The following is a 26,028-nucleotide window of genomic DNA, read 5'->3' as shown; positions in this document are numbered from 1 at the left end:
TTCCGCCGCATGGCGCCATGGCGGCGCTTCGATCGGCGGACGGAGTCTAGAAGCGCACCCCCGAGCAGCGCAAAGTCAATAAATGGCCTCTTGCGTCCACGAAAAGTGGACACCGGCTGTCATCATCCCCGCCTCAGCGGACCAAGGCTTCCTCGAGACAGTCGATGACCTGGGCGGCAAGCAACCCTGCAGCAGGACTCGGCCCATTGCCGGAGCGCGCCACCAGCGACAGACGCTGTGGCTGCAATCCGGCATCGCGCAGCGGAACGAACACGAGCGTGCCGGCGCGAAGATCCTCTTCGATGTCCAGGCGATTGAGCAGCGCGACGCCCTGGCGCTGCGCAACCAGCTTGCGCATCAGCGCGGTCGAGGTGGTCTCGACGATGGGAGACACTCCGATGGCGCAACGCCCGAATGCGCCATCGAGGATGGTCCTGAGCGAAAGAGCGGCAGCCGGCAGGATCAGTGCAAAGCCCACGCAGTCCGCGAGCGTGGTCGTGGCTCGCGCCGTCAGCGGATGGTCCGGCGCAACGACGGCGCCGATCGGCCATTCGCTCGAGAACAGCGTTCGCAGCACGGTGGTGTCGGGCACGTCGTAGGCCAGCGCCAGATCGGTATCGCCGTCGGCCACTGCCCGGATGACGGCCGCGATCGGCATGTCGAGCAACTTGAGTTGAAGGCCGGGATGGGCCGCCCTGCAACGTTGCGCCACTGCGGGAAGGAACGCGCTGGCAAGCCCTGTAGTCGTCGCGAGCGACGCCTCGCCTTGCCGCAGCCCCCGCACCGCGTCGATGTGTTCTCGCACCGACTCGAACTCCTGCAGCGTGGTGCGCGCATGCGCGAGCACGATCTCGCCGACGGGTGTGAGCTTGAGCTTGTTGTGGATGCGCTCGAAGAGCGGAGTCCCCAGTTCTGCTTCGAGATTGAGGATCTGCCGATTGATCGCCGTCGGAACCACATGCAACTGCTCGGCCGCCTTGCGGATCGATCCTGTTCGGACGACTTCCACAAAATAGCGGACTACCTTGGCGTGCATTGGAAGATGAGATCGAAAGTGAATGAATCCAGGTGCAGCCGCGCGAACTGCGCCTGGGGCGGATCCCAGGAGGCAAGATGCGCGTTGAGTCTACGAGATCGCCGCACTGGGCTGCGGAGATGGCGCCAAGTATTGCGCCAGCGTCTGCCCTGGTGCCCCAAGGAGGATTTTTCTACTGTCCGCGATGAACGTCCGGTCTCAGCCCGACTGCCGAACCTCCTTCGTCGCTACAGCCCCCTTGCGCGGGTTGACGATCTCAAGACCGCGAAGAGAGTACCTTGTGCGCAGGTGCTAGGCTCTCCGAACCTCCAGCGCGGCGAGGGTGGCTTTCACGTTCTTCGAGAGCTCGAGCAGCGGGCCTCCAAGCATCGATTCGGTCTCCGCAATGCTGCCCTTCGTCGTGACGCTCACGTTGAGCACGTAGACAGGTCGGCCTTCCACCACAAGCGGCGTCGCGAGGGCGATCACCTCCGGTTGCCAGGAAGCCGTGCAAAAGCCGCGCTCCGTCACGCTCCGGATTGCGCTCTTGATTTCGTCACGAATCTGGTTCCAGCCGTTCCCGCGTCGTTCGCGGAACTGCGCCATGAGAGTGCGCCGGGTGGGCTCATCGGCGACCGCGAGGTAGGCCCGGCCAAGCGACGTGAGTTCCATCGGCACTCGCTGTCCGGCGACGACGTTGCGCAGCGACACCCGGCGGTTGTAGCGGACCGATTCAAGGTAGACCATTTCGTCTCGATCCGAAACCGCCAAGCCGACATTGATACGAAGTTTCTCCGCCAATGTCCGCATCAGGGGCGCGACCACGCTCAACACAGGGGAGCCGCCGCGCATGGCGTGGGCAAAGCTCAGTACGGGCGCGGCAAGTCGGTAGGCCCGTAGGTTCCGATCGTGCTCGAGCATCCCGACCTCAACCAGCGTCTGGGTCAGGCGACTGACGGTAGCGCGCGAAATCCCGGTGCGTTCCGAGATCTCGCCGTTTCCCAGCAAGTCGGCACCCGGCCTGAAGGCCCGAAGGATCTCGATCCCCCGCTCCAGGGATCGGTTCAGCGTGGGCTCTTCGAAATGTTGACGTCTGGTTGACATAAACAAGGGATTCCGAGCAGATGCGAAGCCAGAAGTGTAATTCCAAGGAATGGAAATCGGGGGGTGCGCAAAGCGTTTCGCAGACCTAAGCTAGTGGCACTCGATGAGAAGACCCGAACCGCCATCGATCTCAGCTCTTCGCTTATCCCACTTCCACTTGGAGACAACCATGCAAAAGCGCTTGCCCTTGGCACGCCTCAGGATCGGCTTGGTCCTTTTTTTGATCGCAGCGGCGGCCGCCGCCATCACGACGCCGGCACTTGCAGCCTTCCCCGACAGGCCCGTCAAGATAGTCGTGCCGTTCGCACCCGGCGGCGGCACTGATCTGGTCGCCCGAACCATGGGCATCGCCATGGGCCAGGAACTGGGTCAGCCGGTCATCATCGACAACAAGCCCGGTGCGGGCACGATCATCGGGACGGACGCAGTGGCAAAGTCCGCACCCGATGGCTACACGATGGTGATGGCCACCGTGGCCCACGTGGTGAACCCCAGCATCCAGAGCAAGCTCCCCTACAACTACGAGAAAGCCTTCGCGCCGGTCATGCTGATCGGGGTTTCTCCGAACGTGCTGGTGGTGCGGGCGGAGAGCCCTCTCAAATCGGTCAAGGACCTCATCGACGCAGCCAAGGCGAACCCGGGCAAGCTGTCGTTCGCGTCACAAGGCGCGGGCACGTCGGCGCACCTCGCGGGTGAACTCTTCAAGAACCTGACGAAGACGAACATCACCCACATCCCCTACCGGGGCGCTGGTCCCGCGATCACCGATCTGCTGGGTGGCCAGGTGGATGTCATGTTCGCGACTGCGGCTGCAGTGGGGACTTTCGTCGAAAGCGGCAAGCTGCGTGCGCTGGCAGTGACCACGGCCACGCGATCGTCCTCCCACGCTCTGGCCAAGGTTCCCACGATCGCGGAAAGCGGTGTGCCCGGCTACGTGGCCGACAGCTGGTACGGCCTGTATGTGCCTGCAGGCACTCCGGCCGATGTCATCGCCCGCCTGAACGCAGCCGCCAAAAAGGCAGTCCAGACGGAGGCCTTTCGCAAGCGCGTGGAAGGGGAGGGCCTCGTGATCAATGGCGGCTCGCCGGCGGACTTCGACAAGTACGCCAAGGGTGAGGAAGCGCGTTGGCGCAAGGTGGTCAAGGAAAACAACATTACCAACGAATGACGGAGACGTTGAAATGACCGAACGACTGATCGAGCTCGAGGTCGCAGACGGCATCGCCACGCTGTGGCTGAACCGTCCCGACAAACGCAACGCCATGAGCGACGACATGCGCACGCAGTTCATCGCGGCGCTGGAGCATGTGGCGTACGACAAGGCAATCCGTGCCTTGGTGCTCACCGGACGCGGCAAGGGCTTCTGCGCCGGCGGGGATGTCGCCGGCATGGAGCGGCGGATGCAGGCGCCTGCAGGCGAGGTGGGATTCAACGGGTGGAGCCGCCAGCAACGTGTGCACCATACCCAATCGCTGCTACACACCATGCCCAAGCCGACGATCGCTGCCGTTAACGGGGCTGCTTCCGGCCTGGGGGCCGACACGGCGCTGGCATGCGACTTCATCATCGCTTCGGATGCGGCGAGCTTCACCTGGTCGTACATCAATCGCGGCATCGTTCCCGATGGCGGCGGCATGTACTTCCTGCCGCGCCGGGTAGGCCTGTCGAAGGCCAAGGAACTGATCTTCAGCGGCCGGAAAGTCGAGCTTGAAGAAGCCCTGCGCCTTGGCATCGCCGATCGCCGGTCGGATGCCGAGACCCTCGTTCCCGACGCGCAGCGCTGGGCAGCCGAGATGAGCAAGGGCTCGGCCACCGCATTGGCATTGGGCAAGACGATCCTCAACCAGAGCTTCGAGATGTCCGCGCATCAGGTGTTCGCCCAGGGCAGCCAGGCGCAGGGCATTTGCTACACCAGTACCGAGCATCGCGAATCGGTGATGGCCTTCCTGGCCAAGAGCAACGCAAAAAGGGAGACGACGAAATGACCGAACTGAACTCCGTCACCAGGCTTCTCAAGCCTCGCAGCGTCGCAGTGATCGGCGCTTCGGCGGATGCCGCCAAGACCGCCGGCCGGCCAGTGGCCTATCTGCGCAAGCACGGCTTTACCGGCGAGATCTTTCCGGTCAATCCGCGTGTCAGCTCGATCGATGGCCTGACCTGCTATCCCGATATCGCCTCGATTCCAGGCACGCCCGATGTCGCCATCGTGCTGCTGGGTGCCGAGCGGGCGCACCAGGCTGTCCGGGAACTCGCGGCGAAAGGAACTGCCGCCGCGATCGTTCTCGCCAGCGGGTATACCGAGACCGGCGAGGAAGGTGCGCGCCGCCAGCAGCAGCTCATCGAGGCGGCTGGCAGCATGCGCATCCTCGGCCCCAACACGATCGGACTGGTTAACCTGACCGACAACATCGTGCTCTCCGCCAGTGGCGCGCTCGAGATGGATCATTTCCCGGTCGGCGGGATCGGCGTGGTTTCGCAAAGCGGGGGCATCCTCGGCGCGCTGCTGTCGCGTGCCGCGGCACGTGGAATCGGCCTGTCGAAGTTGATCTCGACCAGCAACGAGGTGGATCTGGACCTGGCGGATTTTGTCGATCATCTGGCTGACGACGCGGACACCAAGGTCATCGCCCTCTATGTGGAGAGCGTGCGCAATCCCGAGAAGTTTCGCGCCGCTGCTCTGAAGGCGGCTCGCGCGGGCAAGCCTGTCGTCGCGTTCAAGATCGGTCGCTCCGAAGCCGGTGCGAAGGCTGCCGTGTCGCACACCGGTGCGTTGGCGGGCGCCGACAGCATGTACGACGCGTTGTTTAAGCAAGTCGGCGTGATCCGTGCCGAGACCTTTGGTGATCTTCTCGACATTCCGGTCGCATTGGCCACGGGTCGCAAGCTACGCGGCAAGCGCGTGGCCATCCTGACCTCGACGGGTGGCGCCGGAACGTTGGTATCGGACGATCTTGGCATGCACGGATTTGAGACGCCGGTGCCGGATGCTGCAACGGCCGAGGCGTTGCGCGCGCTGCAGAGCGGCGATCACGCGGTGCTCGACCGCAACCCCATCGACGTGACCTTGGCCGGTCTGCAGCCGGACCTGCTGCGCGGCGCCATCGACATCCTGCTCAAGAGCCCCAGCTACGACGCGCTGACGATCATCGTCGGCTCGTCCAGCCTGGCCATGCCGGAGCTGATGGCAGGCGCCATCCAGGATTGCCTGCCCAATTCGGACAAGCCGGTGATCGCCTATGTGAGCCCGCACGCGCCCGAAGTCGCTGCGTTGCTGACGCAGCGCGGGGTACCCGCCTTTGCCGCAGCCGAAAGCTGCACCACCGCGCTGGGCGCGATGCTGAACGTCGGCAGCTGGCAGGAGCCGAAGTCATCCAGCGCGCCCGAGGCCGATGTGGTCATCGACGAACTGCCGGCAGGCTCCCTGGATGAAGCCCAGGCCAAGCAGCTGTTCACCCACTTCGGCGTGCCCTGCGCGCGAGAGGTGGTGGTGACCACGCCGGCCCAGGCCGAAGCTGCGGCGCGCGAGCTGGGCGATCGGGTCGTGCTCAAGATTCTTTCGGCTGAGATCACACACAAGAGCGATGTCGGCGGCGTTGCCGTGAACCTGACGGCTGAGACGGTGGGGGCGCGCCTGCAGGCGATGGCCGCCGAGGTCGAGAGCAAGGCAGGCGTGCGGCCGCAGCGCTTCCTGGTGCAGGAAATGGTGGGCGGCGGCACCGAGCTGATCCTGGGCATGCACCACGACGTGCTGGGCACTGCCATCCTGCTGGGTATGGGCGGCATCACTGCCGAGCTGTTCAAGGACACCACGTTGCGGCTGTTGCCCTCCCAAGGTGGTCTGAGCCGCGAGGATGCGCTCTCCATGGCGCGCGAGCTGAAGACCTGGCCGTTGCTGGACGGCTTCCGTGGCCGCCCCAAGGCCGATGTCGAGGCGCTGGTCAATGCCATCGTTGCCTTCTCCAAGATGGCGGCCCAGCTCGGTGAGCGCTTGCTCGAGGCCGAGATCAACCCGGTGTTCGTGCTGCCGCAGGGGCAGGGTGTGCGTGCCGCTGACGGCGTGGTCGTGCTGGCCTGAGCTGGAAGTTGAAATGCACGCTACGGAAGTCTTCGCCCGTTACTCTGCCGAGTTTCATCGACAGCCGCTGCCACCCGAGGTCATTCATCACGCCAAACGCGCCGTGATCGATTGGTATGCCTCGCTGTTTCCCGGTCTGAGTGCCGCGCCCGTGCGGCAACTCGAAGAAGCCTTGGCCGATGACCTCGACCGAGGTCGAGCTTCGCTGGCCCGGGGTCGCTCGGCGACAGCGCGCGCGGCAGCGCTCATCAACGGAACAGCCGCTCACGCCGCAGAAGTGGATGACAGTTTCCGGGACGCCATGTATCACCCGGGTGCCGCGACCGTGGCGGCGGCGTTGGCCGCGGGGCAGAACGTTGGCGCCAACGGGCTCGAGTTCCTGCGGGGTGTCGTTCTGGGATACGAAGTGTCGACGCGCATCGGTGTGGTCATGGGCCGACCGCACTACAAGTACTGGCACAGCACGGGCACGGTCGGCAGTTTCGGTGCTGCGGCCGCAGCTGCCTGCTTGATGTCGCTGGACGAACCGGCCTTCGCGCATGCCTTGGCGACGGCGGCCACCTTCACGGCCGGCCTGCAGCAGGCATTCCGCATGGACTCGATGTCCAAGCCGCTGCATGCAGGCCGCGCCGCAGAAGCAGGCGTTCTCGCGGCCCAGCTCGCGGGGCGCGGCGTCACCGGCTCGCTTGACGTGCTGGACGGCGAGATCGGTTTGGGCCAAGCCATGAGCAACGGCCCGGACTGGTCACAGGCAGGTGCGACATTAGGGCAGGACTTCCACATCACCAGGCTGACCTTCAAGAATCACATCGGCTGCGGTCACACCTTCGCCGCCATCGACGCTGCGCTCGAGCTGAAGCAGCGTTACGGTCTCGAAGCCGGCAACATCGCGCGCGTGCACGTGGCGACATACCGGCCTGCGCTCGACATCGCCTGCTACACACATCCGACCACGGCCAACGAAGCGCGGTTCAGCCTGACTTACGTGGTGGCAACGGCATTGGCGCACGGCAGCGTGCGCCTGGCGGCCTACGAGCCAGCTCGGCTGGAGGATCAGGTCACGCGCGCGCTGATGGAGCGCATCGAAGTCGCGGTCGATCCGGCACTGGATGCGGCCTTTCCAGGGCAGCGCGCCGCACGCGTCGTCATCGAGACCCGCGACGGGCGTCGTCTTGACCACCTGCAGCCCAACCGCAAGGGTGATCCCGAGCAGGCTCTGACAGATGACGAGCTCGAAGGAAAGTATATGGAGTTGGCGTCGCCCGTGATTGGAAGCGACCGTTCTCAGGCGCTGCTGGCGCAGATATGGGCATTGGACGCGAGCGCGACACTGCCTCACGCTTGACGGCCTTTAACTCGAAAAGCTAACGATAACTATCCCAGGTCGAATTTGAAGCGACGCTCCATGTCACTTTCTGGATCAATTCGCGCGTTCTTCCCTTGGCAGGGAGTGGGCATGGATCCTGGCGCCAAACGCAGCATCGTGGCCAGCTTGAAATGGACCTCTGAAGCTCCGGCATTCGCCTCGCACATTTGTGACTATCTCCTGTTGAAAAGGCCCTCCGATCCCCAACGATCTGCCGCCGCAGCGCCCACAACGGCACCAGTCACTGCGGACCTGCGTCTATTCTTGTCAACGAGAAAACTCTACGGAGAGACATCATGGCATCCCAGCATCACACTGTGAACGCAGCGCCTTGCATGAGCTTCAGTCGTGAGTTGCGCTTCCTTCCAATCACCGAAAGCGTGCAGTGCCTGGCCTTTCCCTGCGACGCCGCTGGGCGCGTGGATCTCGATGCACTCGGCGACCGCGCGCGAAACACCTACCTGTTTGCCCGGGCTCTGATGGGGCGCGACTACGCATTCCCGGTCATCTGTCCGCGCGACCCCACACGAGCCGCTCAGTAACTGCTCCGCAGCGCAGCTCGACTCCCCGCGGTCGAAAGAAGTTGCGCCGCGAACGAGCGACGAAGCCCACATCGAGTATCCCGTTTGAAGGACGTGTCTCAAGCGATCCTAATAGCCCAGCAGTGCGTCCCATACGTCCAATTGGGCAGGCTTGGGAGCCGAGCCCACTGTCAGAGTACTGCCCTCCTTGGTCCGATCGATATCGCCGAGTCTGTCCCTTCAGCGAAACGCGGCCAATCCTCGCCGGACGACAGTCGAGCATCGCCAATGCTTGCGAAGGACAATAAGGCAATACCAGTCATTCGCAGGTGGTGCTCAGTTCGCCCAGGACCTGACGTTCGTGACCACCTTAAGCTACCGTCCTCATGGATGAACTGTCGAAGCTGTTCCAAGACCTGATGGCATTCGCTGCTGTCGTGGACGCCGGGGGATTCAATGCTGCAGGCGCCAGGTTCGGGGTTCCACCCTCGCGGCTAAGCCGCTCGGTCGCGGCGCTCGAAAACAACCTGGGCGTCCATCTTCTCGTGCGCACCTCGCGGCGTTTCACGGTGACCGATGTCGGCTGGCGAACCTACGAAGACGCGGTGAGCGTTCGTACGCAGTTGCAAGGCGCTGCGGCCGCAGCAAGCGATTCGCGCGGCGAACCCTCGGGCATGTTGCGTGTGTTGTGCCCGATGGCGCTGGCTTCGGCCTTGGTCGGCCGCATCGCAATCGCGTTCATGGCACGGTATCCCCGCGTGAAAATCGTGATCGAGTCGACCGATGGCAGGAGCCGTCCCTTCATGGCGCCGGCAGACCTCGCCATACAGCCGAGTCTTCAGCCACTTCGTGATTCGAGCCTGGTCGCACGTTGCCTCGTGCATGCGCACTACGTGATCGTGAGCGCACCGGGTCTGGCGCACGAAATCCCGGAGAATCCGGGACCGACGGACTTTCCTTGCTTTCCGGCGGTGGGATGGACGTTCTTCCCCGATCCTGCGCAATGGTCTCTGCAGCATTCCCGTCATGGCCAGCATGAGATCGCCGTGGACGTGCGCTTCAGCACCGACAACCTGCTGCTCATTCGCGAAGCGGCATTGGCAGGGGTGGGTGTCGCACAGCTACCGCATGCGCTGTGCCGCCAGGACATCGAAGAAGGCCGCCTGCGCGTGATCGCGCCTGACTGGGCTGCGCCTCAGGTGGGCATCTACGTGCTGTATCCCTCGCGGCGCGCCCTCACGCTGGCGGGTCGCCGGTTCATCGATGCGCTGGCAGAAGGCATGGCCTCGCTCGAACGCGGTATGCGCTGACCACCCTGCATCATTGCACCTCTGGAACGCTGCATTGCGGTGGCGGCCTTATGCGAAGTACGCGCGATACCTAGCATTCTCCCTAGCCGTTCACCCCCGGGCGGTGCATCCGACAGGAGACATATGCAAATAGACGCTCTTCGCGCAGCGGCCACACGCCGGCGCTTCCTGCTCTCAAGTGCCGCACTGGCAGCCGCGCCCCTGGTGGGCTGCGGCGGTGGCGGTGACAGCGTCGGCGGCGGCATCGGCGACATCGGTGTCGGCGGCGATGACAATCTCGTGGCCGCAACCGCGTCCGGCAGTTTTCGCGGCCGACAGCAAGATGGCGTCACTTCGTGGTTGGGGATTTCCTATGCCCAGCCACCTGTAGGGCCACTGCGCTTCCAGACGCCGCGACCAGTCCAGCCTGCAACCGGAATCGTCGACGCCGCTGCTTTCGGGGCAGCCAGCCTGCAGACCGTCGGAGGCACGGTGTCCTGGATCTATCCATCGCCAGACCTTCAAAGCGAAGACTGCTTGACGCTCAACGTCTGGAGCCCATCAGGAGCTCAGCGCCTGCCGGTGATCGTCTGGTTCCACGGTGGTGGCTTCCGCACCGGCGCAACCGGCATGCCGCTCATGAACGGCAAGTTGCTTGCGCAGCGCGGCGTCGTCGTGGTCACGGCCAACTATCGGTTGGGCGCTCTCGGCTTGCTGTCCCATCCGGACTTCGTCGATGCGAGCAATGGCTCAACGGCGAATTGGCAGTTGCAGGACATGGACGCGGCGCTGCGATGGGTGCGCGACAACATTGCCGCGTTCGGCGGCGATCCCGGGCGCGTCTGCGTCGTGGGCCAATCGGGCGGCGCCATGCACACGGCGATGCTGGCCCAGAACCCTGCGTACCGCAGCACCTTCCACAAGGCCGTGCTGCTCAGCCCGCCGAACGTGACACCGCCTGCCTCATTGACCGTGTCGGATGCGGCGGCCTACACCGAGTTGCTCGCGACCAAGCTCGGTACCACGCCACGCGGGCTGCGGGACGTGCCGGCAAAGGCATTGCACGATGCGGAGCTGGCTCAGAATGCGGCGCCGCTGCCGGCAGGATTCACCTCGGGCGCGTCGCCCTACAAGCTCGCGCCCGTCGCCGACGGCAAGACCTACCTGGGCGACTGGACCCGGCGCGACTGGCCGTCGGACCTGCCTGTCGTCATCGACTACACGCTCGACGAAGGCGCGTTCTGGTGGGACCTCTACGATCCGGCGACCAACACCATGCTCACGCCGACACCTCCCGCCACGCTGCCAGCCCTGGGCGCCGCACTGGCGGCCCAGCTCGGTGGGCGAACCGACGCCGCCAATACAGTCATCGACGTGTATGTTCAAGCCGCGGTTGCGGAAGAGCGGCCGACGACGCCATCGCTGCTGTGGATGGACATCTTCGGCGACCAGTTGCTGCGCAATTTCGGGACGCGCTATGCAGCCCGTCTTTCCACGGCCGGCGTGCCGGTTCGCTTCGGCACCTACATGCATGCGGTCAAGGCGCCCGGGCGTGGCGTGCCGCACTGCGCTGAGGTTCCCATGCTGTTCGGAACCTACGGACTGAACTACCACCGCGACAAGCTGGGTGCCGCACCGCAGGAGGCGCAGTTGTCCAACCAATTCATGGCGGCCATGGTGTCGTTCGCCAGCGAGGCGCAGCCCAGGCTCGGCACCGGTGAAGCCTGGCCGCTGTACCGGCCCGGGACTGCGACTGCGGTGCGCTGGGGCGAAGGCGCAACAGGCGACACCGTGCTGGGTGCGGTGCCGAAGCTGAATCAATTGACGGTCTGGGATGCTGTGCTGGGCTATTGAGGGTTTCGCGCCACGCGCACCGTCCGAGGCGGGGGAATGGACGCGGAGTCAGGTGATTTTTCGGGAGAACTTGCCTTGAGGGGGTGGGGCCAACCTCCTGCGGCGCTGGGTGACCGAGCGCCGCGGAGACATGGGTGTCGGCTGTCCGACTTTGGCGAGGCCGAACATCCGGCGGCGATTGCAGGGTACAGGTTAGGCTGCACGAGCAGGTCCAGCGCGGCGGACCAAGCGTCTAAAGCTTGCCTTGAGCTCGTGTGCTGCGCTGCGGTGTGGCTCTCCAGCTTGGCTGAGCGTTTCAAGCGAATGCGGCGTCTTGTAAGGTGAAGTTCGTATCTCCTCAGCTTCATGGATCCCGGCGCGCCGCTAAAGCGCATCGGAGTGTGACATTTTTCGCTTGATCGAGCGTCTCGCATGACGCTGGTTGTCAGGTGCCGGACACGGATCCTCTGCGCGGACCCGTTCGGGTGCTGCGCCGCGAACGACGGGCATGCATGTTGCTGAATCGCTCCTTCAACAGGACTACGCCAGGTCGACAGTGAATCCATCAGGGAACGACAACAACACCATCTCGATGGATCGCCGCCTTTTCTGCATGGGCGCAGTGAGCTTCGCGGCCCTGGGAACCGCGGCCTGCGGAGACGGTGGAAGCAGCGGCTTTGGCGGCGCCGGCGCGCTCGGGACCGCGCAACAGAATGCGGCGACTTCGACGGCCACGTCCACCGAAGTCGCTGCGACCGAGCCTGCCGCGAACTCGACCCCGGCCTCGCAAGCGCGAAAGTTCACGCATCCCGGCCTGCTGCACACCGAAGCCGATTTCGAGCGCATGCGCCTGAAGGTCGCGGCCGGTGCAGAGCCCTGGCTGAGCGGCTGGAACGCGTTGACCTCCAACGGCCGCTCCCAGCTCGGCGCCAGCCCGCGTCCGCTGGCCATCGTCATCCGCGGCGGCGAAGATTCGAACTTCGCCCAGATGTTCATCGACATCGCGCGCGCCTATCAGCTCGCATTGCGCTGGAAGGTCTCCGGGGACGTGCGCTACGCCGATCGCGCGGTGGTGTTCCTGAACGCATGGTCGTCCACGCTGACCGCGATCCACGGCAACGCCGACCGCTTCCTGGCCGCCGGCATCTATGGCTACCAGTTCGCGAATGCGGCCGAGATCATGCGCTCCTACGCGGGCTGGGCGGCGAGCGACCTGGCGCGCTTCCAGAACATGATGCTCACGGTGTTCTATCCGCTCAACCACAACTTCCTGGTCAACCACAACGGTGCCGTCATCACCAACTACTGGGCCAACTGGGACCAGTGCGCGCTGGCATCGATGCTGGCCATCGGCGTGCTGTGCGACCGGCAGGACATCTACGACGAGGCCCTCGGCTACTACAAGACCGGTCAAGGCAACGGGGCGGGCCTGCAGGCGGTCTACCACGTGCATCCGGGCTATCTGGGCCAATGGCAGGAGAGCGGCCGCGACCAGGGCCACTGCACGCTGGGCATCGGCCTCGCAGGCGCGTTCTGCGAGATGGCGTGGAACCAGGGCGACGACATCTACGGCTATGAGAACAACCGCTTCCTCGCCGGCGTCGAATACGTGGCGAAGTCCAATCTGCGCGATGCGGCCAGCGCCTTCTACACGGTGCCCTTCCTCACCAACATCAACAGGCAAGGCACGCAGTCCGTGCTGTCGACGGGCGCGCAAGGGCACCAGCGCGTGGTCTGGGAGAGCGTGCACAACCACTACGCCAACCGCCTCGGCATCGCGACGCCCTATGCGGCGCTGCAGGCGGCCCAGCTGCGCCCCGAGCGGGACGGCAGCAACGGCGATCAACTCGGTTTCGGAACCCTGACTTTCACGCGTGACCCGATCGCGACGCGCGGTCGCCCGAGCGGCCTCACGGCGCGGGTGCGCGGGCCGCAGGTGCTGCTGTCGTGGTGGGGCTGCACCGACGCGCAGAGCTACACGGTCAAGCGCGCGGGCAGCGCGGGCGGCCCCTACACCACGATCACCTCGGGCATCACCGACACGCTGACATTCACGGACAACACCGTCATCCCCGGCGCCGTGTACCACTACGCAATCGTTGCCGTGAATGCGGCAGGGGAGAGCGCGGCATCGAACGAGGTGCAGGCGGCGATCAAGTCCGAGCTGCTGCTGCAGAAGAAGACCGACGACGGTGCCAACGGCCACGCCACGCTCGCCGCGGGCCTGGTGAAGGACCTCGCCGACTTCACGATTGCGGCGAAGGTGTACCTGGACAGCGCCGCCACATGGTCGCGCGTCTTCGACTTCGGCTCCGGCCCGCGCCGCTACATGATGCTGACGCCGCGCAGCAATGTCGGCACGGTGCGCTTTGCGATCTCCACGGTTCACGGCTACAACGAGCAGCTGATCGAGGGCGTTGCGGCGCTGCCGACCGGCCGCTGGGTGCATGTGGCGGTGACCCTGTCCGGCACGCTCGGCACGCTGTACGTCGACGGCATCGCAGTGGGCACCAACACGCAGATGACGCTGGCGCCCTTCGACCTCGGGGAGACCACGCAGAACTGGCTCGGGCGCTCCCAGTTCACCGCAGATCCGACGCTGCCGGGGCGCGTGGACGATTTCCGGGTCTACCACGGGGCCTTGAGCGCGGCTGAGATCGCAGCGTTGGTTTAGGTTTGAAGCGACGGATCCCCAGAATCGAAGTTCGGGACGTGTGCGGCGGCTGGTCTTCTTTCAATCTCAAAAGCGCCTTTTTCATGATGATGTTTTCCCAACGATGCGTTTCTGCACTGATGCTTTCGGTGCTCCTGTTTGCCTGCGGTGGCGGCAGTGGCGGAGGCGGCGGTACTCAAGGCGGTGGCTTGGCCGGCAGCAGTGGCAGCCAGGGCGGTAATGGCGTCAGCCAGGGTGGCGATAGCCAAAGCGGCGGTGGCACAAGTGGCACCGGTGGCACAGGTGAAGGCGCTTCGCCCGTCGCGGCGACCGCCGCGTTGGTGGCCAAGCTCGGCAAGCCCGCTCGGGTGCTGGTCGGACTCGGCGCGGGCAATACCCTCGCGCAGATGCAAAGCCAGGGCATTCGTCCGGACATCGTGGACACCTACCTCGTGGGCGTTGGCGCAGGCGCCTGGCCCAGCTGGAACAGTCCCGACGGGGCGTACGTCACGTACACCGCGCAGGCCATCCAGGCTTACGGCGCGATTCCGATGTTCACGCTGTACCAGATGACTGCGAACGGCGAGGGCAATTTGAGCGGCATCGCCAACGCGACTTTCATGAACAACTACTGGGCGCAGGTCCGGCTGATGTACCAGCGCATTGCAGCCCTCGGTACGCCCGTTCTGATCAATCTGGAGCCGGACTTCTGGGGGTTCGTTGCGGCGCAAGCGCCGAATCGCGATGCGACGCAAATGGCGGCCGTCGTGAACAGCCAGCCCGAATGCGGCGGCTTGCCGAACACCGCCGGGGGCCTCGGCCAATGCCTGGTGCAGATGGGCAGGCAGATCGCGCCCAAGGCGCTGGTGGGGTTCCCGCCCGCATTCTGGAGCGGCACCGCTGCCGCGGTCGGCGCGCAGATGCGGGCGGTCGGGGCACATCAGGCAGACTTCATCGTCGCCCAGACGAGCGACCGCGACGCGGGCTGCAGGGAAGTCCCATCGCCTCCCGCGGAATGCACGGGACGAAGCGGCCCGTTCTATTGGGACGAAAGCAACATCACCAGCCCGAACTTCCACGAGTCCCAGAGGCAGATTTCGGACTATCGCGCAGCCCTGGGCAATGGACTGCCGATCCTGTGGTGGCAGACGCCGATGGGCGTGCCGTCCGCCACGCCCGGTGGCACCGACCTGCACTATCGCAACAACCATGTCGACTACATGCTGCGCAACGCCCAGGAGTACGGTGACACCCATACTTTCGCGATCGTCTTCAGCTCAGGGGGGGCCCATCAAACCTCGATCAGCACCGATGGTGGCCAATTTGCCCGCCTGTCGGGTCAGTACCTCGCACGAGGCGGCGCCACCTTGAAGTAGCGCACCGCCAGCAACCTCTGTTCCCTCCCACATTGATCACCTGAAGATGATCGGATTGCCCCAGTTGGCGGAAGCGGCAACACCGCGCTGGTGAAAGCTCTAGCGCCAGGCGCGTAGTTTCGCCCGTGGGACGGGGACGGGCTTCCACGGTATTGGGCTTCGCTGTTTCTGGACCTTCTCCACGTCACTCCACCCGCATCTCTTGATCGAGCGGCAGGTTCATGGCGGCATGACAACCGCCTCCTTGATGAAGTGAAGCGCCTGAGAGCTGCTGCACGGCATGGTCATCGATGAGCCCCCTTCTTATGGCTCCAACGCAAGTACTGGCAGTTTTCGGATAGCGAGCGCACGAAGGGGCTAGTTCAAACGGGCTGCGCGGGCGAACATCAATGCACGCAAAAGGAGATCGCCATGAAACGCTTCATCTGATGCCGCAACCCCGCGTTTCGACTACGAGCTTCGCTTCCAGTCACTATTCCATGCCAAACGCGCGTACGCATTTCCACGCGATGCCGCCGGACGCGTCGATATGGATGCTCTCGGGGTGTGGATCACGCAGCGCGTTCCGGCATCGAAGCGCGTGGCTGCGGCATGGATGCGCGCATGCAGCGCGATGGTCTTGCTGGCGCGATCGCCGGCGGTCTGGTTCAGGCCGGCATCGAGGCGCGCGAGCTTCGCCGGGTCGAGAAATCCGAGGCAGGCATCGGTGGGCGTGATCAGGAAGCCGTCGTCATCGAGCCGCACGCTGATGTTGCCGGCGGTGGCATGCACATAGCCGCGCTCGAACAGGCTGCGGCCGATCCGGCAGATCTCTTCGCGCGATTCGCTCTCTTTCATCCGATGACTGTAAAGGCTTTCGAAAAGAAATCGTCAGTGCCGAAGTTGCCGGACTTGAGCGCGATATGCAGACTCGCGCCGCCGGCCGCCGCGGCCGGCGCATGGCACCACGGCACGCCGGGGTCGATCTGCGCGCCGATCTGCAGTTGCGCGATGCCGAGCGCCTGCACGCAGGCGCCGGACGTTTCACCGCCCGCCACCACCAGCTGGCGCACGCCTTGCGCGACCAGCCCGCGCGCGATCGCGGCGATGGTGCGCTCCACCATCGCGCCGGCCTCCTCGACGCCGAGCCGGCCCTGCACCGATTTCACGGCGCCGGACTCGGCCGTCGAATAGACCAGCACCGGGCCGGATTCGACGAGCGGTGCAGCCCAGTCCAGCGCCTCGGTCGCCACGTCGACGCCTGCCGCGATGCGCAAGGGATCGATCGCCAGCGCCGGCCGTCCCGATGCGATGAAGTGCTGCACCTGCCGGTTGGTGGCAAGCGAGCAGCTGCCCGACACCACGGCCCTGAGCCCCGAAGCCGCAGGCAGCGCGCTCGCGGCGGACGAAGGCGCGATGCCGAAGTTGCCCGGCAACCCGATCGCGACGCCCGAGCCGGCCGTGACCAGCGGCATCTGCGCCAGCGCCGGGCCGAGGCGCAGCAGGTCGTCGTTCGAGACCGCATCGACGATCGCGATGCCCACGCCCTGCGCGCGCAACTGTGCGATGCGCTCGCCGATCGCGGCCGGTCCCTGCGCCATGGCCACATGATCGATCAGCCCCACCTTGCGCCGCGTCTGCGCCTGCAGCACGCGCACCAGGTTGGCATCGGTCATCGGCGTGAGCGGATGGTTCTGCATGCCGCTCTCGTTGAGCAGCACCTCGCCGGCGAACAGGTAGCCCTTGAAGACGGTGCGCTTGTTGTCGGGGAAGGCCGGCGTGGCGATGGTGAAATCGCAGTTCAGCGCATCCATCAGCGCCTCGGTCACCGGCCCGATATTGCCCTCGGGCGTGCTGTCGAAAGTGGAGCAGTACTTGAAATAGATCTGCTGCGCGCCCTCGGCCTGCAGCCAGCGCAGCGCGGCCAGCGAGTGCGCCACCGCCTCGGCCGGCGCGATGGTGCGCGACTTGAGCGCCACCACCACCGCATCGACTTCGGCGGCCAGCGGCTCTTGCGGCACGCCGATGGTCTGCACCACGCGCATGCCGGCGCGCACCAGGTTGTTGGCGAGATCGGTCGCGCCGGTGAAGTCGTCGGCGATGCAGCCGAGCAGGATGGTCATGGCTATTCCTTGTTGCGAGCGAAGGACAGTTTGCTGCCCGAGAAGGATCGCAGCCAGGCGATGACTATCGTGCCGTTCGCCGCGTGCCGCGCCGAGTCCTGGATTCCTCTTCCATGACCAGGCCTACGGCCAGGCCATGGCATAAGGCCAACGACACCGCCACCGTGCGGAAGCCGGCGAGCTCCGCGTCGCGCACCTTCAAGGATGACCTGCGTGTGGCGGGCAGATGGCGACAGGACGCTGTCCGTGAGCGCAAGGACTGAAACTCCCTGGGCGCGCGCGCTCTCTGCCGCCGCCTTCAAGACCTCGAGCGTGAGGGGGCGGCGGCTTCGGTCATGGCGGGCAAGCATCAGGCCGAATCCCGTACTCGGGCGACCACCTCCTGCACCAACAGTTCCGGGCTCGCGAAGACCGGCAGCCCCAGTTGGTCGGCGAGCGGTTCGCCCAGGTGCGCCAACGAGGCCTGCGCCAGGACGATGCGATCGACGCGTGGCGCCAACTCTGCCGCAGCCTCGCACACGAGGCGATCGTGCAGGTCACGCCGGTTAGTGGCCAAGGCGTCGAATGCCGCCGCGCACAGGACGCTCTCCGCCGGGATATCCAGGCCCGCGCTCTGGGCGTGCGCAGTCAGCAGTGCCCGGCTCGGTGCGACCGTCGACGAGGTCGTGCAGATCAGGCCGACGCGGCCTGGCGCGCTTGCCACGCGGGCGTAGAGGGGATCGTCGATCTTGAGGATCGGCACACTCACCGTCTGGCGCGCGGTATCGATGGCCGGTGAGGTCGACGAGCACGTGAAAACGATCAGCTCGGCACCCGCATCGGCCGCCACTTGTGAGAGTGTGACGATGCGGCGCGTGATGCCGCTTGAAGGACCTTGCCGGATCAGATCCTGCAGGACACTTTCGTCCAGCATGTGAAAGCAGTCTGTTTCTGGCAGTTCCGACTGGAAGCGCGGACGGAAACGCTCGACCAGCATCGCGACCGTATGGATGAAGGCAATGCGCCGGATCATGGAAGCCCTTCGGGTGGTCAACGACTCAGACAGCGGAGGTGACCAGAATCTCCACCAGCAAGTCGGGGTGTGCCAGCTTGGACTCGCCGGTGGCGCGTGCCGGACCGGCGCCTTTGGGCACCCACGCGTCCCACACCTCGTTCATGCCCGCGAAATCGCGCTCGATGTCCTTCAACCAGATCTGCACCGACAGCATGCGCGTCTTGTCGATGCCGGCCTTGGCGAGGTGGCCGTCGATCTTCTCGAGCACCTGGCGGGTCTGGCCCTGGATGTCCAACGTGCCGTCCTGCGCGGTGACGCCTGTCATGTAGGCGACGCCGTTGTGCACGACCAGGCGGCTGAGGCGATGGGTGGGTTCGATGCGGGTGATGTCGGTCATTGGTGCGATCTCCAGGCGTTGAGAAAAAATGGAATCAAAGTGCGGCCAGCTGTTCGAGCGTGATCGGCTTGATGGGAGCGCGGATCCGGTAGTGGCCGACCTCGGCCGGAGAGACGCCGCGCTCATGCGCGATGACCTCGGTGACCGTCAGGCCGCAAAGGCGGCCCTGGCAGGGGCCCATGCCGCAGCGCGTGAAGGCTTTGGCCTGGCTCGGCCCCTGGCAGCCGAGGGCAACCGATCGGCGCAGTTCGCCGGCCGAGACTTCCTCGCAGCGGCAGGCGATCACGTCGTCGGCCGGCACGCGATGCTGCATCTTGGGGTGGTAAAGCGTGTCGAGGAAAGGCCGGATGTGCAGCTGGCGACGAAGCGCCGACCGCAGCGGCTCGGCCTGGCGGTCGCGTTCGAGTTCGGACACGCGCCCGGCGTCGTGCGCCGCGGCCACGCCGGCGAGCTGCCCTTGCAAGGCCGCTGCCAACCCGCCGGCAATGCCACGCCCGTCGCCGGCGATCAGGAAGCCGTCCAGCTCGAGGCGGCCCCAGGCATCGGCCGCCGGCACCCAGCACAGCTGCTGGTCGTCCCAACGGTGCGCCAGGCGCAGCGACGCCGTGATCTGGTTGTTCGGCACCACGCCCTGGTGCAGCAGGACCAGGTCGGTCTGCACCCGGTGCGACGTGGCTCCGATACGAAAGCGCAGGGCCTCCGCCCGTGCGCTCCCTTCCACGGCGAGATCGGTGGCAGCGCGGTGGTAGGGGATGCCCGCGTCGCGGATGCTACGGATCAGGCCCAGCCCTTTCCTCACGTCGCGCCATCCCGCGATGGCGCCGCCGAGATGGCGCAGGGCCCGCAGGTAGTCGCCGCGCTGCGTGGTGTCGACGATCGCGCCGATGCGCACACCGGCCCGCAAGTACTGCCAAGCCAGCAGGTACAGCAACGGTCCGCAGCCCGCAAGCACGACCGGCTGCGATGGCGCCACGCCGGCGCTCTTGAGAAGGATTTGCGCCGCCCCGGCCGTCATCACGCCGGGCAGCGTCCAGCCCGGAATCGGAAATGGCCGCTCCATCGCACCGGTGCACAGGATGACCTGGCCGGCTGTCATGGATTGGGATCGCCCATCCTTCAAGTAGTGAATGACGCGGTCACGGGTGATGTTCCAGATGGACGCGCCGCCCACGTGCCGCGCCGTCGATTGCGTGAAGCGCTCCACCAGCGCTCGGCCTGCGGCGTAGTCGTTCCCGAGCACCTGCAGCCGATCGGCCCGAACGCGAGTGACGTCGCGGTAGATCTGTCCGCCGGGATGCGACTGCTCGTCGAGCAATGCGACCGACAGCCCCAGTTCGGCCACGCTGGCAGCCGCTGCGAGACCCGCCGGGCCCGCGCCGATCACCGCCACGTCTACCGCGTCAAGCTGCATGGCGGGCGCCTTCCTGCGAGCGGATCTTCATGCCCGGTTGCACTGTCACGAGGCACGCCTGGCGATTGGCCACGCCATCGATTTCCAGCAGACATTCGAAACAAACGCCCATCATGCAGTAGGGAGCACGTGGCGCACCCGACACGGGCGTGGAGCGAAAGCGCGACACACCGGCCGCCAGCAAGGCGGCAGCCACCGAGCGCTGGCCCAGCACCGCAAGGCGGCGACCGTCGAACTCGACATCGATGGAGGGCTCGGTGGCCGCCGAGATTGGGTGAAAGAGCGGTTCAGTGGGCATGGTGGTAATCCAGGGCCTGTGTCGGATGGTCTGCGGCGGGAAAGCGATCGCCTCGAAAGGCGTCCAGCTCCTCGGGCGCGGCTGCGCCGTCGATCCACGGGGCGATGCGAAAGGCGTGGGCCGCGGCCAGGGTCACGCCGCTGTGGCAAGTGACGACGTAGGCGCCCGGGCAAGATGTCGACTCCTGGTAGATCGGATAGCCGTCGGGCGTCATCACCCGCAACGCGCCCCATACCCGGACCACATTGAGCTGGCCGAGCATGGGAAAACTGGCGACGGCGCGGCGCGCGAGCTCGGCCAAGGTGCTGGTCGTTGTGCTGTCGTCGAAGCCCGCGTCTTCCATGGACTCCCCGATCTGGATGCCGCCCTCGTCGGTCTGCCGGATATGCCCCGTGGGATAGTCGAAGAGCTTTTCGGTGCGCTCGGTGACGATCAATTGCCCGCGATTCGGCCGCACCGGCGCGTGGAGGCCGACTTGACCGGCCAGGCGCGCGTTGCCGAGTCCCGCGGCCAGTACGAGCTTGGGCGCGCGAAACTGCTGCCCCCGGATGTGCGCCGTGAACAGGCCGTCTGCGTGCGTGATGCACTCCACCCCATGGCCTGTCTTCAGCATCACGCCCCGCTGGATGCACGCGGTGTGCAGGGCGCGCAGCAGCTTGAGCGGATTGACATGGCCGTCCATCGGCGAGTAGCTGGCGCCGACCACCTTCGGTCCGACGTGGGGCAATCGCTGCAGCAGGGCCGCGCGGTCGAGGATCTCGTAGGGATATTCGCCGCCTACTTCATCGCGCACGGCGGCAAGCCGCTCGCTGCGCGAGGCGAGTTCGGCCTCGGAAAAGCACAGGTTGAAGGCGCCGGTCTGCCTGGCCTGGACATCGATGCCGGTTTCGCCGTGAAGTTGCGCGGCGAGCGCGGGCCACAGCCGCGCGGACTCCCTGGTCCAGCGGGCATAGTCGGGAACGCCGCGGCCCTTGCCGTGAACCCAGATCAAGCCGAAGTTTCCGCGGGAAGCGCGAAACACATCGTCGCCTTCATCCAGGACCGTGATGTTCTTGCCGAGCTGGCCCAGCCCGTAGGCCACTGCCGTGCCGACCAAGCCGCCGCCAATCACGATCACATCGCTCGAAGACATGTATGCCTTTGGTGCCCGTTACCGCGATGCTGTGCGCGGCCTAGAAATCAGCGACCTTGCCCCATGCTGAGCCGCTGAACCGCTCGGGCCGGTACGGTACGGGATCCACGATCGGTTCGGCACCGCTGGCCAGGTCCGCGATCAGGTGGCCGGCGCCAGGACCGATGCCGAAGCCGTGTCCCGAAAAGCCCGCAGCCAGGATGAAGCCCGGGATGGACGGCACTTCGCCGATGCCGGGAACACCATCCGGCGTGCTATCGACAAAGCCGGCCCAGGCGTCCGTGATCCTTGCTTCGCGCAGTTCAGGCAGGAGTTCGACAGCGCGGCGGTGGGTCTCCCTGACCGTGGACAAACAGGGCTTCGGATCGAGGATGCGCACCCGCTCCATCGGGGTCGGCGCATCGAGCCGCCACCGCTTCAGCGTTTCGTGGCCGCCGCGAACGCCTTCCAGGCCTCCCGGAAGAAGGCTGCGCCAGCGCTTGGCGAACATGGGCACGAACTGCGGGGCGAATCGCATGAACTGTGGCGTCACGTCCACGCGTGCGCGGCCGCTGATGGCCAGTGCGTAGCGTCCGTCGTTGCGGCGCGTGACGGACACGCCCGCCGTAAACAGGGCATCCGGCAAGCGATGCTCCACAGGCGACACGCTCAGGATGGATTGGCGGATCGAGGCCTGGGGAAAACGGATGCCGAGCTGCCGGCAGAACGAGGAGGCCCAGGCGCCACCGGCGAGCACGGCGGTCCTGGTCTTGATGACCCCGGCTTCCGTGATGACGCCGCTGACCCGTCCGCCTTCCGTCTCGATGCCGCGGGCCGCGCAATTCTGATGAACGCTGCCTCCGAGCTTGATGAGCGCGGCTGCCACGGCCGGCGCAGCCTTGGCAGGATCGGCGGTGCCATCGGTGGGCGAGAAGACGCCGCCTTTCCAGGCGCGGCCAGTCGCTTGCCCGCGCTGCGCGGCCTGCCGGCTGTTGAGCATGTAGGTCGTCACGCCGGCGGTCTTCGCAAAATCACGCCAGCTGGACCAACGAGACAGCTCGGCCTCGTCGTTGCTGAGATACAAGAGCCCGCAGCGATGAAAACCCGTGTCTTCACCGCTTTCGGCGGCAAATCGTTCCCAGAGATCGAGGCTCTTGCTCGCCATGGGCAGTTCGCGCGCGTCGCGGTTCTGCTGCCGGCACCAGCCCCAGTTGCGGCTCGACTGCTCGGCGCCGATCCTGCCCTTTTCGACCAAGGCGACTGAAACGCCGCGCTTGGCCAGGTAGTAGGCGGTAAAGACACCGATGATGCCGCCGCCGATCACGACGACGTCAGCGGAGGCCGGCAGCTTGGGGGAAGTGTTGATATGGTGCAGCGGAGGGGACATGATGAATCTCGCTCGTCGATTCAAGCCTGGACGCTTTGGACCACGTAGAACTTCGCCACGCGATCACTGCTTTCCCATCCGATCGGTGCGCCCTGGGGTACGAACAGCGCATCGCCCGTTCCCACCGACAGGACGCTTCCATCAGGGGCTGCGAACCGCACGCTGCCGGCGCGCAGCGGCGTGATGCCGGGGTTGTTCGGCCCCTCTGCCGCTGCGGCGCAGAACACGAACAGCGTGCGCGATCGGGCCAGTATGCGAACTGCCGTGCCGCGGGCGATGACGGCCCCTTCACCGGGGCGGAGCACGAGCGGTGTCGCGCCGGCCGCCGTCAGGCTGAGCTCTCCGGCCATGACGACGATGGTCTCGGTGTGGGGAAAGCTCGGGACTTCGAGCTCACCGATGAAGCTGATTCGGCCTGCGCTCATCGAACCCGGTCCTTCCCACGCGATCTCCCGATGCCGCGGAAAGGGGTCGTCCTTGCCGAACGCCGTCCTGCGGAAGGAGGTTGAAACGGGTGCGCCGTCGGCGCGATGCAGCACTAAGGCCACGGTCATGATTGCTCCTGCGCGATGCGCGATGTTTTCACTGAAAGTCTGTCAAATGGCACTGGGTGCCGAGGCATCCTGGAAGCCAAGAACGGCCTTGGTTTCCAGGTACTCCTCGAAACCTTCTATGCCGTATTCGCGGCCATTTCCCGAGCGCTTGTAGCCACCGAAGGGGGCATGGGGGTTCCAGGCCGGATAATTGATGTGCACCTGCCCGGAGCGGATGCGCGCCGCGACGGCGCGCGCTGCGGCAAGGTCTTTGCCTTGCACATGGGCGCCCAGGCCATAGACGGTGTCGTTGGCAATGTCCACAGCTTCGTCCACGCTGTCGTAGGGGATCAACGCGAGCACCGGCCCGAAGATCTCCTCCTGCGCGATCTGCATCCGAGGCTGCACCGCGGAGAAGATGGTCGGACGGCAGTAGAAGCCGCGGCTTAAAGCCTCTGGCCGCCCGAGGCCGCCACAAATGAGCCGCGCGCCTTCGGCGATTCCGATGCCGATCATTTCCTGCACCCGATTGAACTGCGCGCGATTCGCCACCGGGCCGTGCGTGGTTTGCTGCGAACGCGGATCGCCCACGACGATGCTGGATGCCGCTTCGAGCGCGATCCGTTCGACCTCCTGGAGGCGGGCGCGGGGCACGATCATGCGAGTCGGCGCGCTGCAGGATTGGCCGACGTTGCGGAAGCCGGCCGCCACGCCTGCCGGTACGGCACGCGTGAGGTCCGCATCCGGCAGGATCACGTTGGGAGATTTCCCGCCGAGTTCCTGGGCCACGCGCTTCACTGTCGGGGCCGCCGCTTGGGCTACCAGGACGCCGGCCCTCGTCGAACCGGTGATCGAGATCATGTCCACGTCGGGATGCTCCGCCAAGGCAGCGCCCACCTCCGGTCCGCTGCCATTCACCAGATTGAACACACCCGGCGGGATGCCGGCATCGTGCATCACCTCGGCAAAGAGCAAGGCGCTCAGGGGCGACAGCTCGCTGGGCTTCAAAACGACCGTGCAGCCCGCTGCCAGGGCGGGGCCGACTTTGGCGGTGATTTGGTAGAGCGGCCAGTTCCAGGGTGTGATCAGGCCGCACACGCCGATGGCCTCGCGCATGATGGCCATGTCCCCGCGATGGGTGACAAACGCATAACTGCGCGCATTGTCGCGGGCCACGCGGATGTGCTCGGCCGCAGACGGCACCTGTGTGCTGCGCGCAAAGCCGATGGCAGCGCCCATCTCCAACGAGATCGCCTGAGCGAACAGTTCTGCGCGCTCGAGGATCAGGGAGTGGACGCGATCGAGAAGCAAGGCCCTGCTCTGGGCAGAACTCACGGACCAGGTCGCGAAGGCGCCCCGCGCCGCAGCCACGGCTGCAGCGACATCTCTTGCACTGCCCAGCGCGATCTCTGCGACAGGCTCCTCCGTCGACGGATCGATGACAGAGGTTTGAGCTTGCCCCTGAGGCACGACCCACTCGCCGCCAATGAACATGCGATCCAGGCGGCCAGCGCTCCTGAGGTGCTCGATGATGGAGGAGTTCATGGAGTCGGCCTTTTGGAAAAGACGTGAGGGTTGTTCATTGCCATCCGTAAAGGCGTGGCCACGGAGGCTTGTTAATGCGGTGGGGTGCGTCATGATGGGGCTGAGGTCGGGCCTTTGGATGTCCAAAAGTTTAGGCTGCACACCCCTCGCGCCGGTGCTTCAATGAGGGTCTTGCACAACGCAGACTGCGGTTGTGCGACTCGCCAAAGCAGATGCTGCCGTCGTGCATACGTCAGAGGCCTTCACATCGGACGCACTCGACCGGTTGCGCCCCCAGCACCAAGCCAGTACGCAATCAGCACCAGTCCCAGCGCTTGACCCGCAGGTGTCTCCGCCGACCGGGTGGACCGGCTGAAGCGTTCGGCTGGCGAAGTCGCCGGGACCGAAGCGCATTTCTTTGAACAAGTACGTGTGGTAGTCGCCCGTCAACCGCGGCTGCGCCAGTCGCCCGTCAGCGCAGTGGCGGGTATGGACGGAACGAAGGCGCGCCTCTCAGCGCGGGTGGGGAAACAGCCGTCCGATCGGACAATGCGTCTTGATGAAGGGCGACTTGATCACGATGTAGCTGAAGTACTTCGCGATGCCGATGTTGCGTTCGAGCAGTTCCTCGATCACTTCCTGGTAGTGGTTCACACCTCGCGTCAGGAAGCGCAGCAGGTAGTCGTAGCCGCCGCTCATCAGGTGGCACTCGAGCACCTCGTCGACCTCGCGGATCGCGGCCTCGAAAGGTGCGAAGTCCTCGCGGTGGTGGTCCTGCAGCGTGACCTCGGTGAACACGGTCAGCGTGTCGCCGAGCTTTTCCAGCCGCAGGTGCGCGCCGTAGCCGGCGATGTAGCCTGCCTGCTCCAGCCGCTTCACGCGCATCAGGCAGGGGCTGGACGACAGGCCCACTGCATCGGCCAGGTCCACGTTGGTCATGCGCCCGTTCTTTTGCAGCTGCGCCAGGATGCGCAGATCGAGTCGGTCGATCTTGAAAGCTTCTGACATGGCGGCGCCGGGTAGGAGAGATGCCCCGATT

At 65.6% G+C, this 26,028-nt stretch carries 22 protein-coding genes and 1 pseudogene; 9 read left to right on the top strand and 14 right to left on the bottom strand.

What is annotated here, in order from left to right:
• Positions 1-133 precede the first annotated feature (133 nt).
• Together ACSQ9A_RS35330 and ACSQ9A_RS35325 are read right to left on the bottom strand one after the other, a co-directional pair.
• A complete protein-coding gene (locus ACSQ9A_RS35330) occupies positions 134-1,036 on the bottom strand; it encodes a LysR family transcriptional regulator (protein ID WP_436307401.1) in 903 nt (300 codons plus the stop codon).
• Positions 1,037-1,327: 291 nt separating this feature from the next.
• Positions 1,328-2,119, bottom strand: coding sequence for an IclR family transcriptional regulator (locus ACSQ9A_RS35325; RefSeq protein ID WP_436307400.1), 792 nt, complete (start codon positions 2,117-2,119; stop codon positions 1,328-1,330).
• Between the two features lie 169 nt (positions 2,120-2,288).
• Between ACSQ9A_RS35325 and ACSQ9A_RS35320 the strand changes: the two genes are divergently transcribed.
• From ACSQ9A_RS35320 to ACSQ9A_RS35295, 6 genes are all read left to right on the top strand, one after another.
• Positions 2,289-3,287: a tripartite tricarboxylate transporter substrate binding protein gene (locus tag ACSQ9A_RS35320; RefSeq protein ID WP_436307761.1), complete on the top strand. Its 999-nt coding sequence runs from the start codon at positions 2,289-2,291 to the stop codon at positions 3,285-3,287.
• Between the two features lie 13 nt (positions 3,288-3,300).
• Positions 3,301-4,104: an enoyl-CoA hydratase/isomerase family protein gene (locus ACSQ9A_RS35315; RefSeq protein ID WP_436307399.1), complete on the top strand. Its 804-nt coding sequence runs from the start codon at positions 3,301-3,303 to the stop codon at positions 4,102-4,104.
• On the top strand, positions 4,101-6,194 hold the full coding sequence (locus ACSQ9A_RS35310) for an acetate--CoA ligase family protein (RefSeq protein WP_436307398.1): 2,094 nt from the start codon (positions 4,101-4,103) through the stop codon (positions 6,192-6,194). Before ACSQ9A_RS35315 ends, ACSQ9A_RS35310 begins: the two co-directional genes overlap by 4 nt.
• Before the next feature lie 13 nt (positions 6,195-6,207).
• Positions 6,208-7,539, top strand: coding sequence for an MmgE/PrpD family protein (locus tag ACSQ9A_RS35305; protein ID WP_436307397.1), 1,332 nt, complete (start codon positions 6,208-6,210; stop codon positions 7,537-7,539).
• Positions 7,540-7,856: 317 nt separating this feature from the next.
• Positions 7,857-8,102, top strand: coding sequence for a hypothetical protein (locus ACSQ9A_RS35300; protein ID WP_436295118.1), 246 nt, complete (start codon positions 7,857-7,859; stop codon positions 8,100-8,102).
• Between the two features lie 365 nt (positions 8,103-8,467).
• Entirely contained in the window at positions 8,468-9,391 is a 924-nt protein-coding gene (locus tag ACSQ9A_RS35295; protein WP_436307396.1) for a LysR substrate-binding domain-containing protein, read from the top strand.
• A gap of 174 nt (positions 9,392-9,565) precedes the next feature.
• On the opposite strand, the gene ACSQ9A_RS35290 is transcribed toward ACSQ9A_RS35295, so the two are convergent.
• Complete coding sequence (locus tag ACSQ9A_RS35290) at positions 9,566-9,712, bottom strand: hypothetical protein (protein ID WP_436307786.1); 147 nt, start codon at positions 9,710-9,712, stop codon at positions 9,566-9,568.
• On the opposite strand from ACSQ9A_RS35290, the gene ACSQ9A_RS35285 reads away from it, so the two are divergent.
• From ACSQ9A_RS35285 to ACSQ9A_RS35275, 3 genes are all read left to right on the top strand, one after another.
• Positions 9,671-11,224, top strand: coding sequence for a carboxylesterase family protein (locus ACSQ9A_RS35285; RefSeq protein ID WP_436307760.1), 1,554 nt, complete (start codon positions 9,671-9,673; stop codon positions 11,222-11,224). The two genes, ACSQ9A_RS35290 and ACSQ9A_RS35285, sit on opposite strands and share 42 nt — an antisense overlap.
• A 571-nt stretch (positions 11,225-11,795) precedes the next feature.
• Complete coding sequence (locus ACSQ9A_RS35280) at positions 11,796-13,877, top strand: LamG-like jellyroll fold domain-containing protein (RefSeq protein ID WP_436307395.1); 2,082 nt, start codon at positions 11,796-11,798, stop codon at positions 13,875-13,877.
• A 2-nt stretch (positions 13,878-13,879) separates the two neighbouring features.
• Positions 13,880-15,232: a hypothetical protein gene (locus ACSQ9A_RS35275; protein WP_436307394.1), complete on the top strand. Its 1,353-nt coding sequence runs from the start codon at positions 13,880-13,882 to the stop codon at positions 15,230-15,232.
• Positions 15,233-15,775: 543 nt separating this feature from the next.
• Here the strand turns inward: ACSQ9A_RS35275 and ACSQ9A_RS35270 are convergent.
• From ACSQ9A_RS35270 to ACSQ9A_RS35220, 11 genes and pseudogenes are all read right to left on the bottom strand, one after another.
• Positions 15,776-16,069, bottom strand: a pseudogene (locus tag ACSQ9A_RS35270) (class II aldolase/adducin family protein); the annotation flags it as partial.
• Positions 16,066-17,334, bottom strand: a complete 1,269-nt coding sequence (gene otnK, locus ACSQ9A_RS35265) for a 3-oxo-tetronate kinase (protein WP_436307393.1) — start codon at positions 17,332-17,334, stop codon at positions 16,066-16,068. The pseudogene ACSQ9A_RS35270 and the gene otnK, both read right to left, overlap by 4 nt.
• Before the next feature lie 349 nt (positions 17,335-17,683).
• Positions 17,684-18,346, bottom strand: coding sequence for an aspartate/glutamate racemase family protein (locus tag ACSQ9A_RS35260; protein ID WP_436307392.1), 663 nt, complete (start codon positions 18,344-18,346; stop codon positions 17,684-17,686).
• A gap of 25 nt (positions 18,347-18,371) precedes the next feature.
• Complete coding sequence (locus tag ACSQ9A_RS35255; RefSeq protein WP_436307391.1) at positions 18,372-18,725, bottom strand: RidA family protein; 354 nt, start codon at positions 18,723-18,725, stop codon at positions 18,372-18,374.
• Between the two features lie 34 nt (positions 18,726-18,759).
• Entirely contained in the window at positions 18,760-20,136 is a 1,377-nt protein-coding gene (locus ACSQ9A_RS35250; RefSeq protein WP_436307390.1) for an NAD(P)/FAD-dependent oxidoreductase, read from the bottom strand.
• Positions 20,126-20,434: a (2Fe-2S)-binding protein gene (locus ACSQ9A_RS35245; protein WP_436307389.1), complete on the bottom strand. Its 309-nt coding sequence runs from the start codon at positions 20,432-20,434 to the stop codon at positions 20,126-20,128. The genes ACSQ9A_RS35250 and ACSQ9A_RS35245 overlap by 11 nt, the downstream gene beginning before the upstream one ends.
• On the bottom strand, positions 20,424-21,566 hold the full coding sequence (locus ACSQ9A_RS35240; protein ID WP_436307388.1) for an NAD(P)/FAD-dependent oxidoreductase: 1,143 nt from the start codon (positions 21,564-21,566) through the stop codon (positions 20,424-20,426). The genes ACSQ9A_RS35245 and ACSQ9A_RS35240 overlap by 11 nt, the downstream gene beginning before the upstream one ends.
• A gap of 40 nt (positions 21,567-21,606) precedes the next feature.
• A complete protein-coding gene (locus ACSQ9A_RS35235) occupies positions 21,607-22,932 on the bottom strand; it encodes an NAD(P)/FAD-dependent oxidoreductase (protein WP_436307387.1) in 1,326 nt (441 codons plus the stop codon).
• A 20-nt stretch (positions 22,933-22,952) separates the two neighbouring features.
• A complete protein-coding gene (locus ACSQ9A_RS35230) occupies positions 22,953-23,486 on the bottom strand; it encodes a cupin domain-containing protein (protein WP_436296956.1) in 534 nt (177 codons plus the stop codon).
• Between the two features lie 42 nt (positions 23,487-23,528).
• Positions 23,529-25,010, bottom strand: a complete 1,482-nt coding sequence (locus tag ACSQ9A_RS35225; RefSeq protein WP_436307386.1) for an aldehyde dehydrogenase family protein — start codon at positions 25,008-25,010, stop codon at positions 23,529-23,531.
• A 492-nt stretch (positions 25,011-25,502) separates the two neighbouring features.
• Entirely contained in the window at positions 25,503-25,997 is a 495-nt protein-coding gene (locus tag ACSQ9A_RS35220; RefSeq protein WP_436307385.1) for an Lrp/AsnC family transcriptional regulator, read from the bottom strand.
• Between the last annotated feature and the right edge of the window lie 31 nt (positions 25,998-26,028).

Source organism: Variovorax sp. LjRoot290 (genome assembly GCF_964253985.1).
Lineage (GTDB): Bacteria > Pseudomonadota > Gammaproteobacteria > Burkholderiales > Burkholderiaceae_C > Variovorax.
This window is presented reverse-complemented; position numbering and strand designations above follow the sequence as displayed.

Coding starts and splice junctions, on each gene's coding strand:
- ACSQ9A_RS35330 (WP_436307401.1), bottom strand. CDS start 1,036: ATGCACGCCAAGGTAGTCCGCTATTTTGTGGAAGTCGTCCGAACAGGA.
- ACSQ9A_RS35325 (WP_436307400.1), bottom strand. CDS start 2,119: ATGTCAACCAGACGTCAACATTTCGAAGAGCCCACGCTGAACCGATCC.
- ACSQ9A_RS35320 (WP_436307761.1), top strand. CDS start 2,289: ATGCAAAAGCGCTTGCCCTTGGCACGCCTCAGGATCGGCTTGGTCCTT.
- ACSQ9A_RS35315 (WP_436307399.1), top strand. CDS start 3,301: ATGACCGAACGACTGATCGAGCTCGAGGTCGCAGACGGCATCGCCACG.
- ACSQ9A_RS35310 (WP_436307398.1), top strand. CDS start 4,101: ATGACCGAACTGAACTCCGTCACCAGGCTTCTCAAGCCTCGCAGCGTC.
- ACSQ9A_RS35305 (WP_436307397.1), top strand. CDS start 6,208: ATGCACGCTACGGAAGTCTTCGCCCGTTACTCTGCCGAGTTTCATCGA.
- ACSQ9A_RS35300 (WP_436295118.1), top strand. CDS start 7,857: ATGGCATCCCAGCATCACACTGTGAACGCAGCGCCTTGCATGAGCTTC.
- ACSQ9A_RS35295 (WP_436307396.1), top strand. CDS start 8,468: ATGGATGAACTGTCGAAGCTGTTCCAAGACCTGATGGCATTCGCTGCT.
- ACSQ9A_RS35280 (WP_436307395.1), top strand. CDS start 11,796: ATGGATCGCCGCCTTTTCTGCATGGGCGCAGTGAGCTTCGCGGCCCTG.
- otnK (WP_436307393.1), bottom strand. CDS start 17,334: ATGACCATCCTGCTCGGCTGCATCGCCGACGACTTCACCGGCGCGACC.
- ACSQ9A_RS35260 (WP_436307392.1), bottom strand. CDS start 18,346: ATGATCCGGCGCATTGCCTTCATCCATACGGTCGCGATGCTGGTCGAG.
- ACSQ9A_RS35255 (WP_436307391.1), bottom strand. CDS start 18,725: ATGACCGACATCACCCGCATCGAACCCACCCATCGCCTCAGCCGCCTG.
- ACSQ9A_RS35250 (WP_436307390.1), bottom strand. CDS start 20,136: ATGCAGCTTGACGCGGTAGACGTGGCGGTGATCGGCGCGGGCCCGGCG.
- ACSQ9A_RS35245 (WP_436307389.1), bottom strand. CDS start 20,434: ATGCCCACTGAACCGCTCTTTCACCCAATCTCGGCGGCCACCGAGCCC.
- ACSQ9A_RS35240 (WP_436307388.1), bottom strand. CDS start 21,566: ATGTCTTCGAGCGATGTGATCGTGATTGGCGGCGGCTTGGTCGGCACG.
- ACSQ9A_RS35235 (WP_436307387.1), bottom strand. CDS start 22,932: ATGTCCCCTCCGCTGCACCATATCAACACTTCCCCCAAGCTGCCGGCC.
- ACSQ9A_RS35230 (WP_436296956.1), bottom strand. CDS start 23,486: ATGACCGTGGCCTTAGTGCTGCATCGCGCCGACGGCGCACCCGTTTCA.
- ACSQ9A_RS35225 (WP_436307386.1), bottom strand. CDS start 25,010: ATGAACTCCTCCATCATCGAGCACCTCAGGAGCGCTGGCCGCCTGGAT.
- ACSQ9A_RS35220 (WP_436307385.1), bottom strand. CDS start 25,997: ATGTCAGAAGCTTTCAAGATCGACCGACTCGATCTGCGCATCCTGGCG.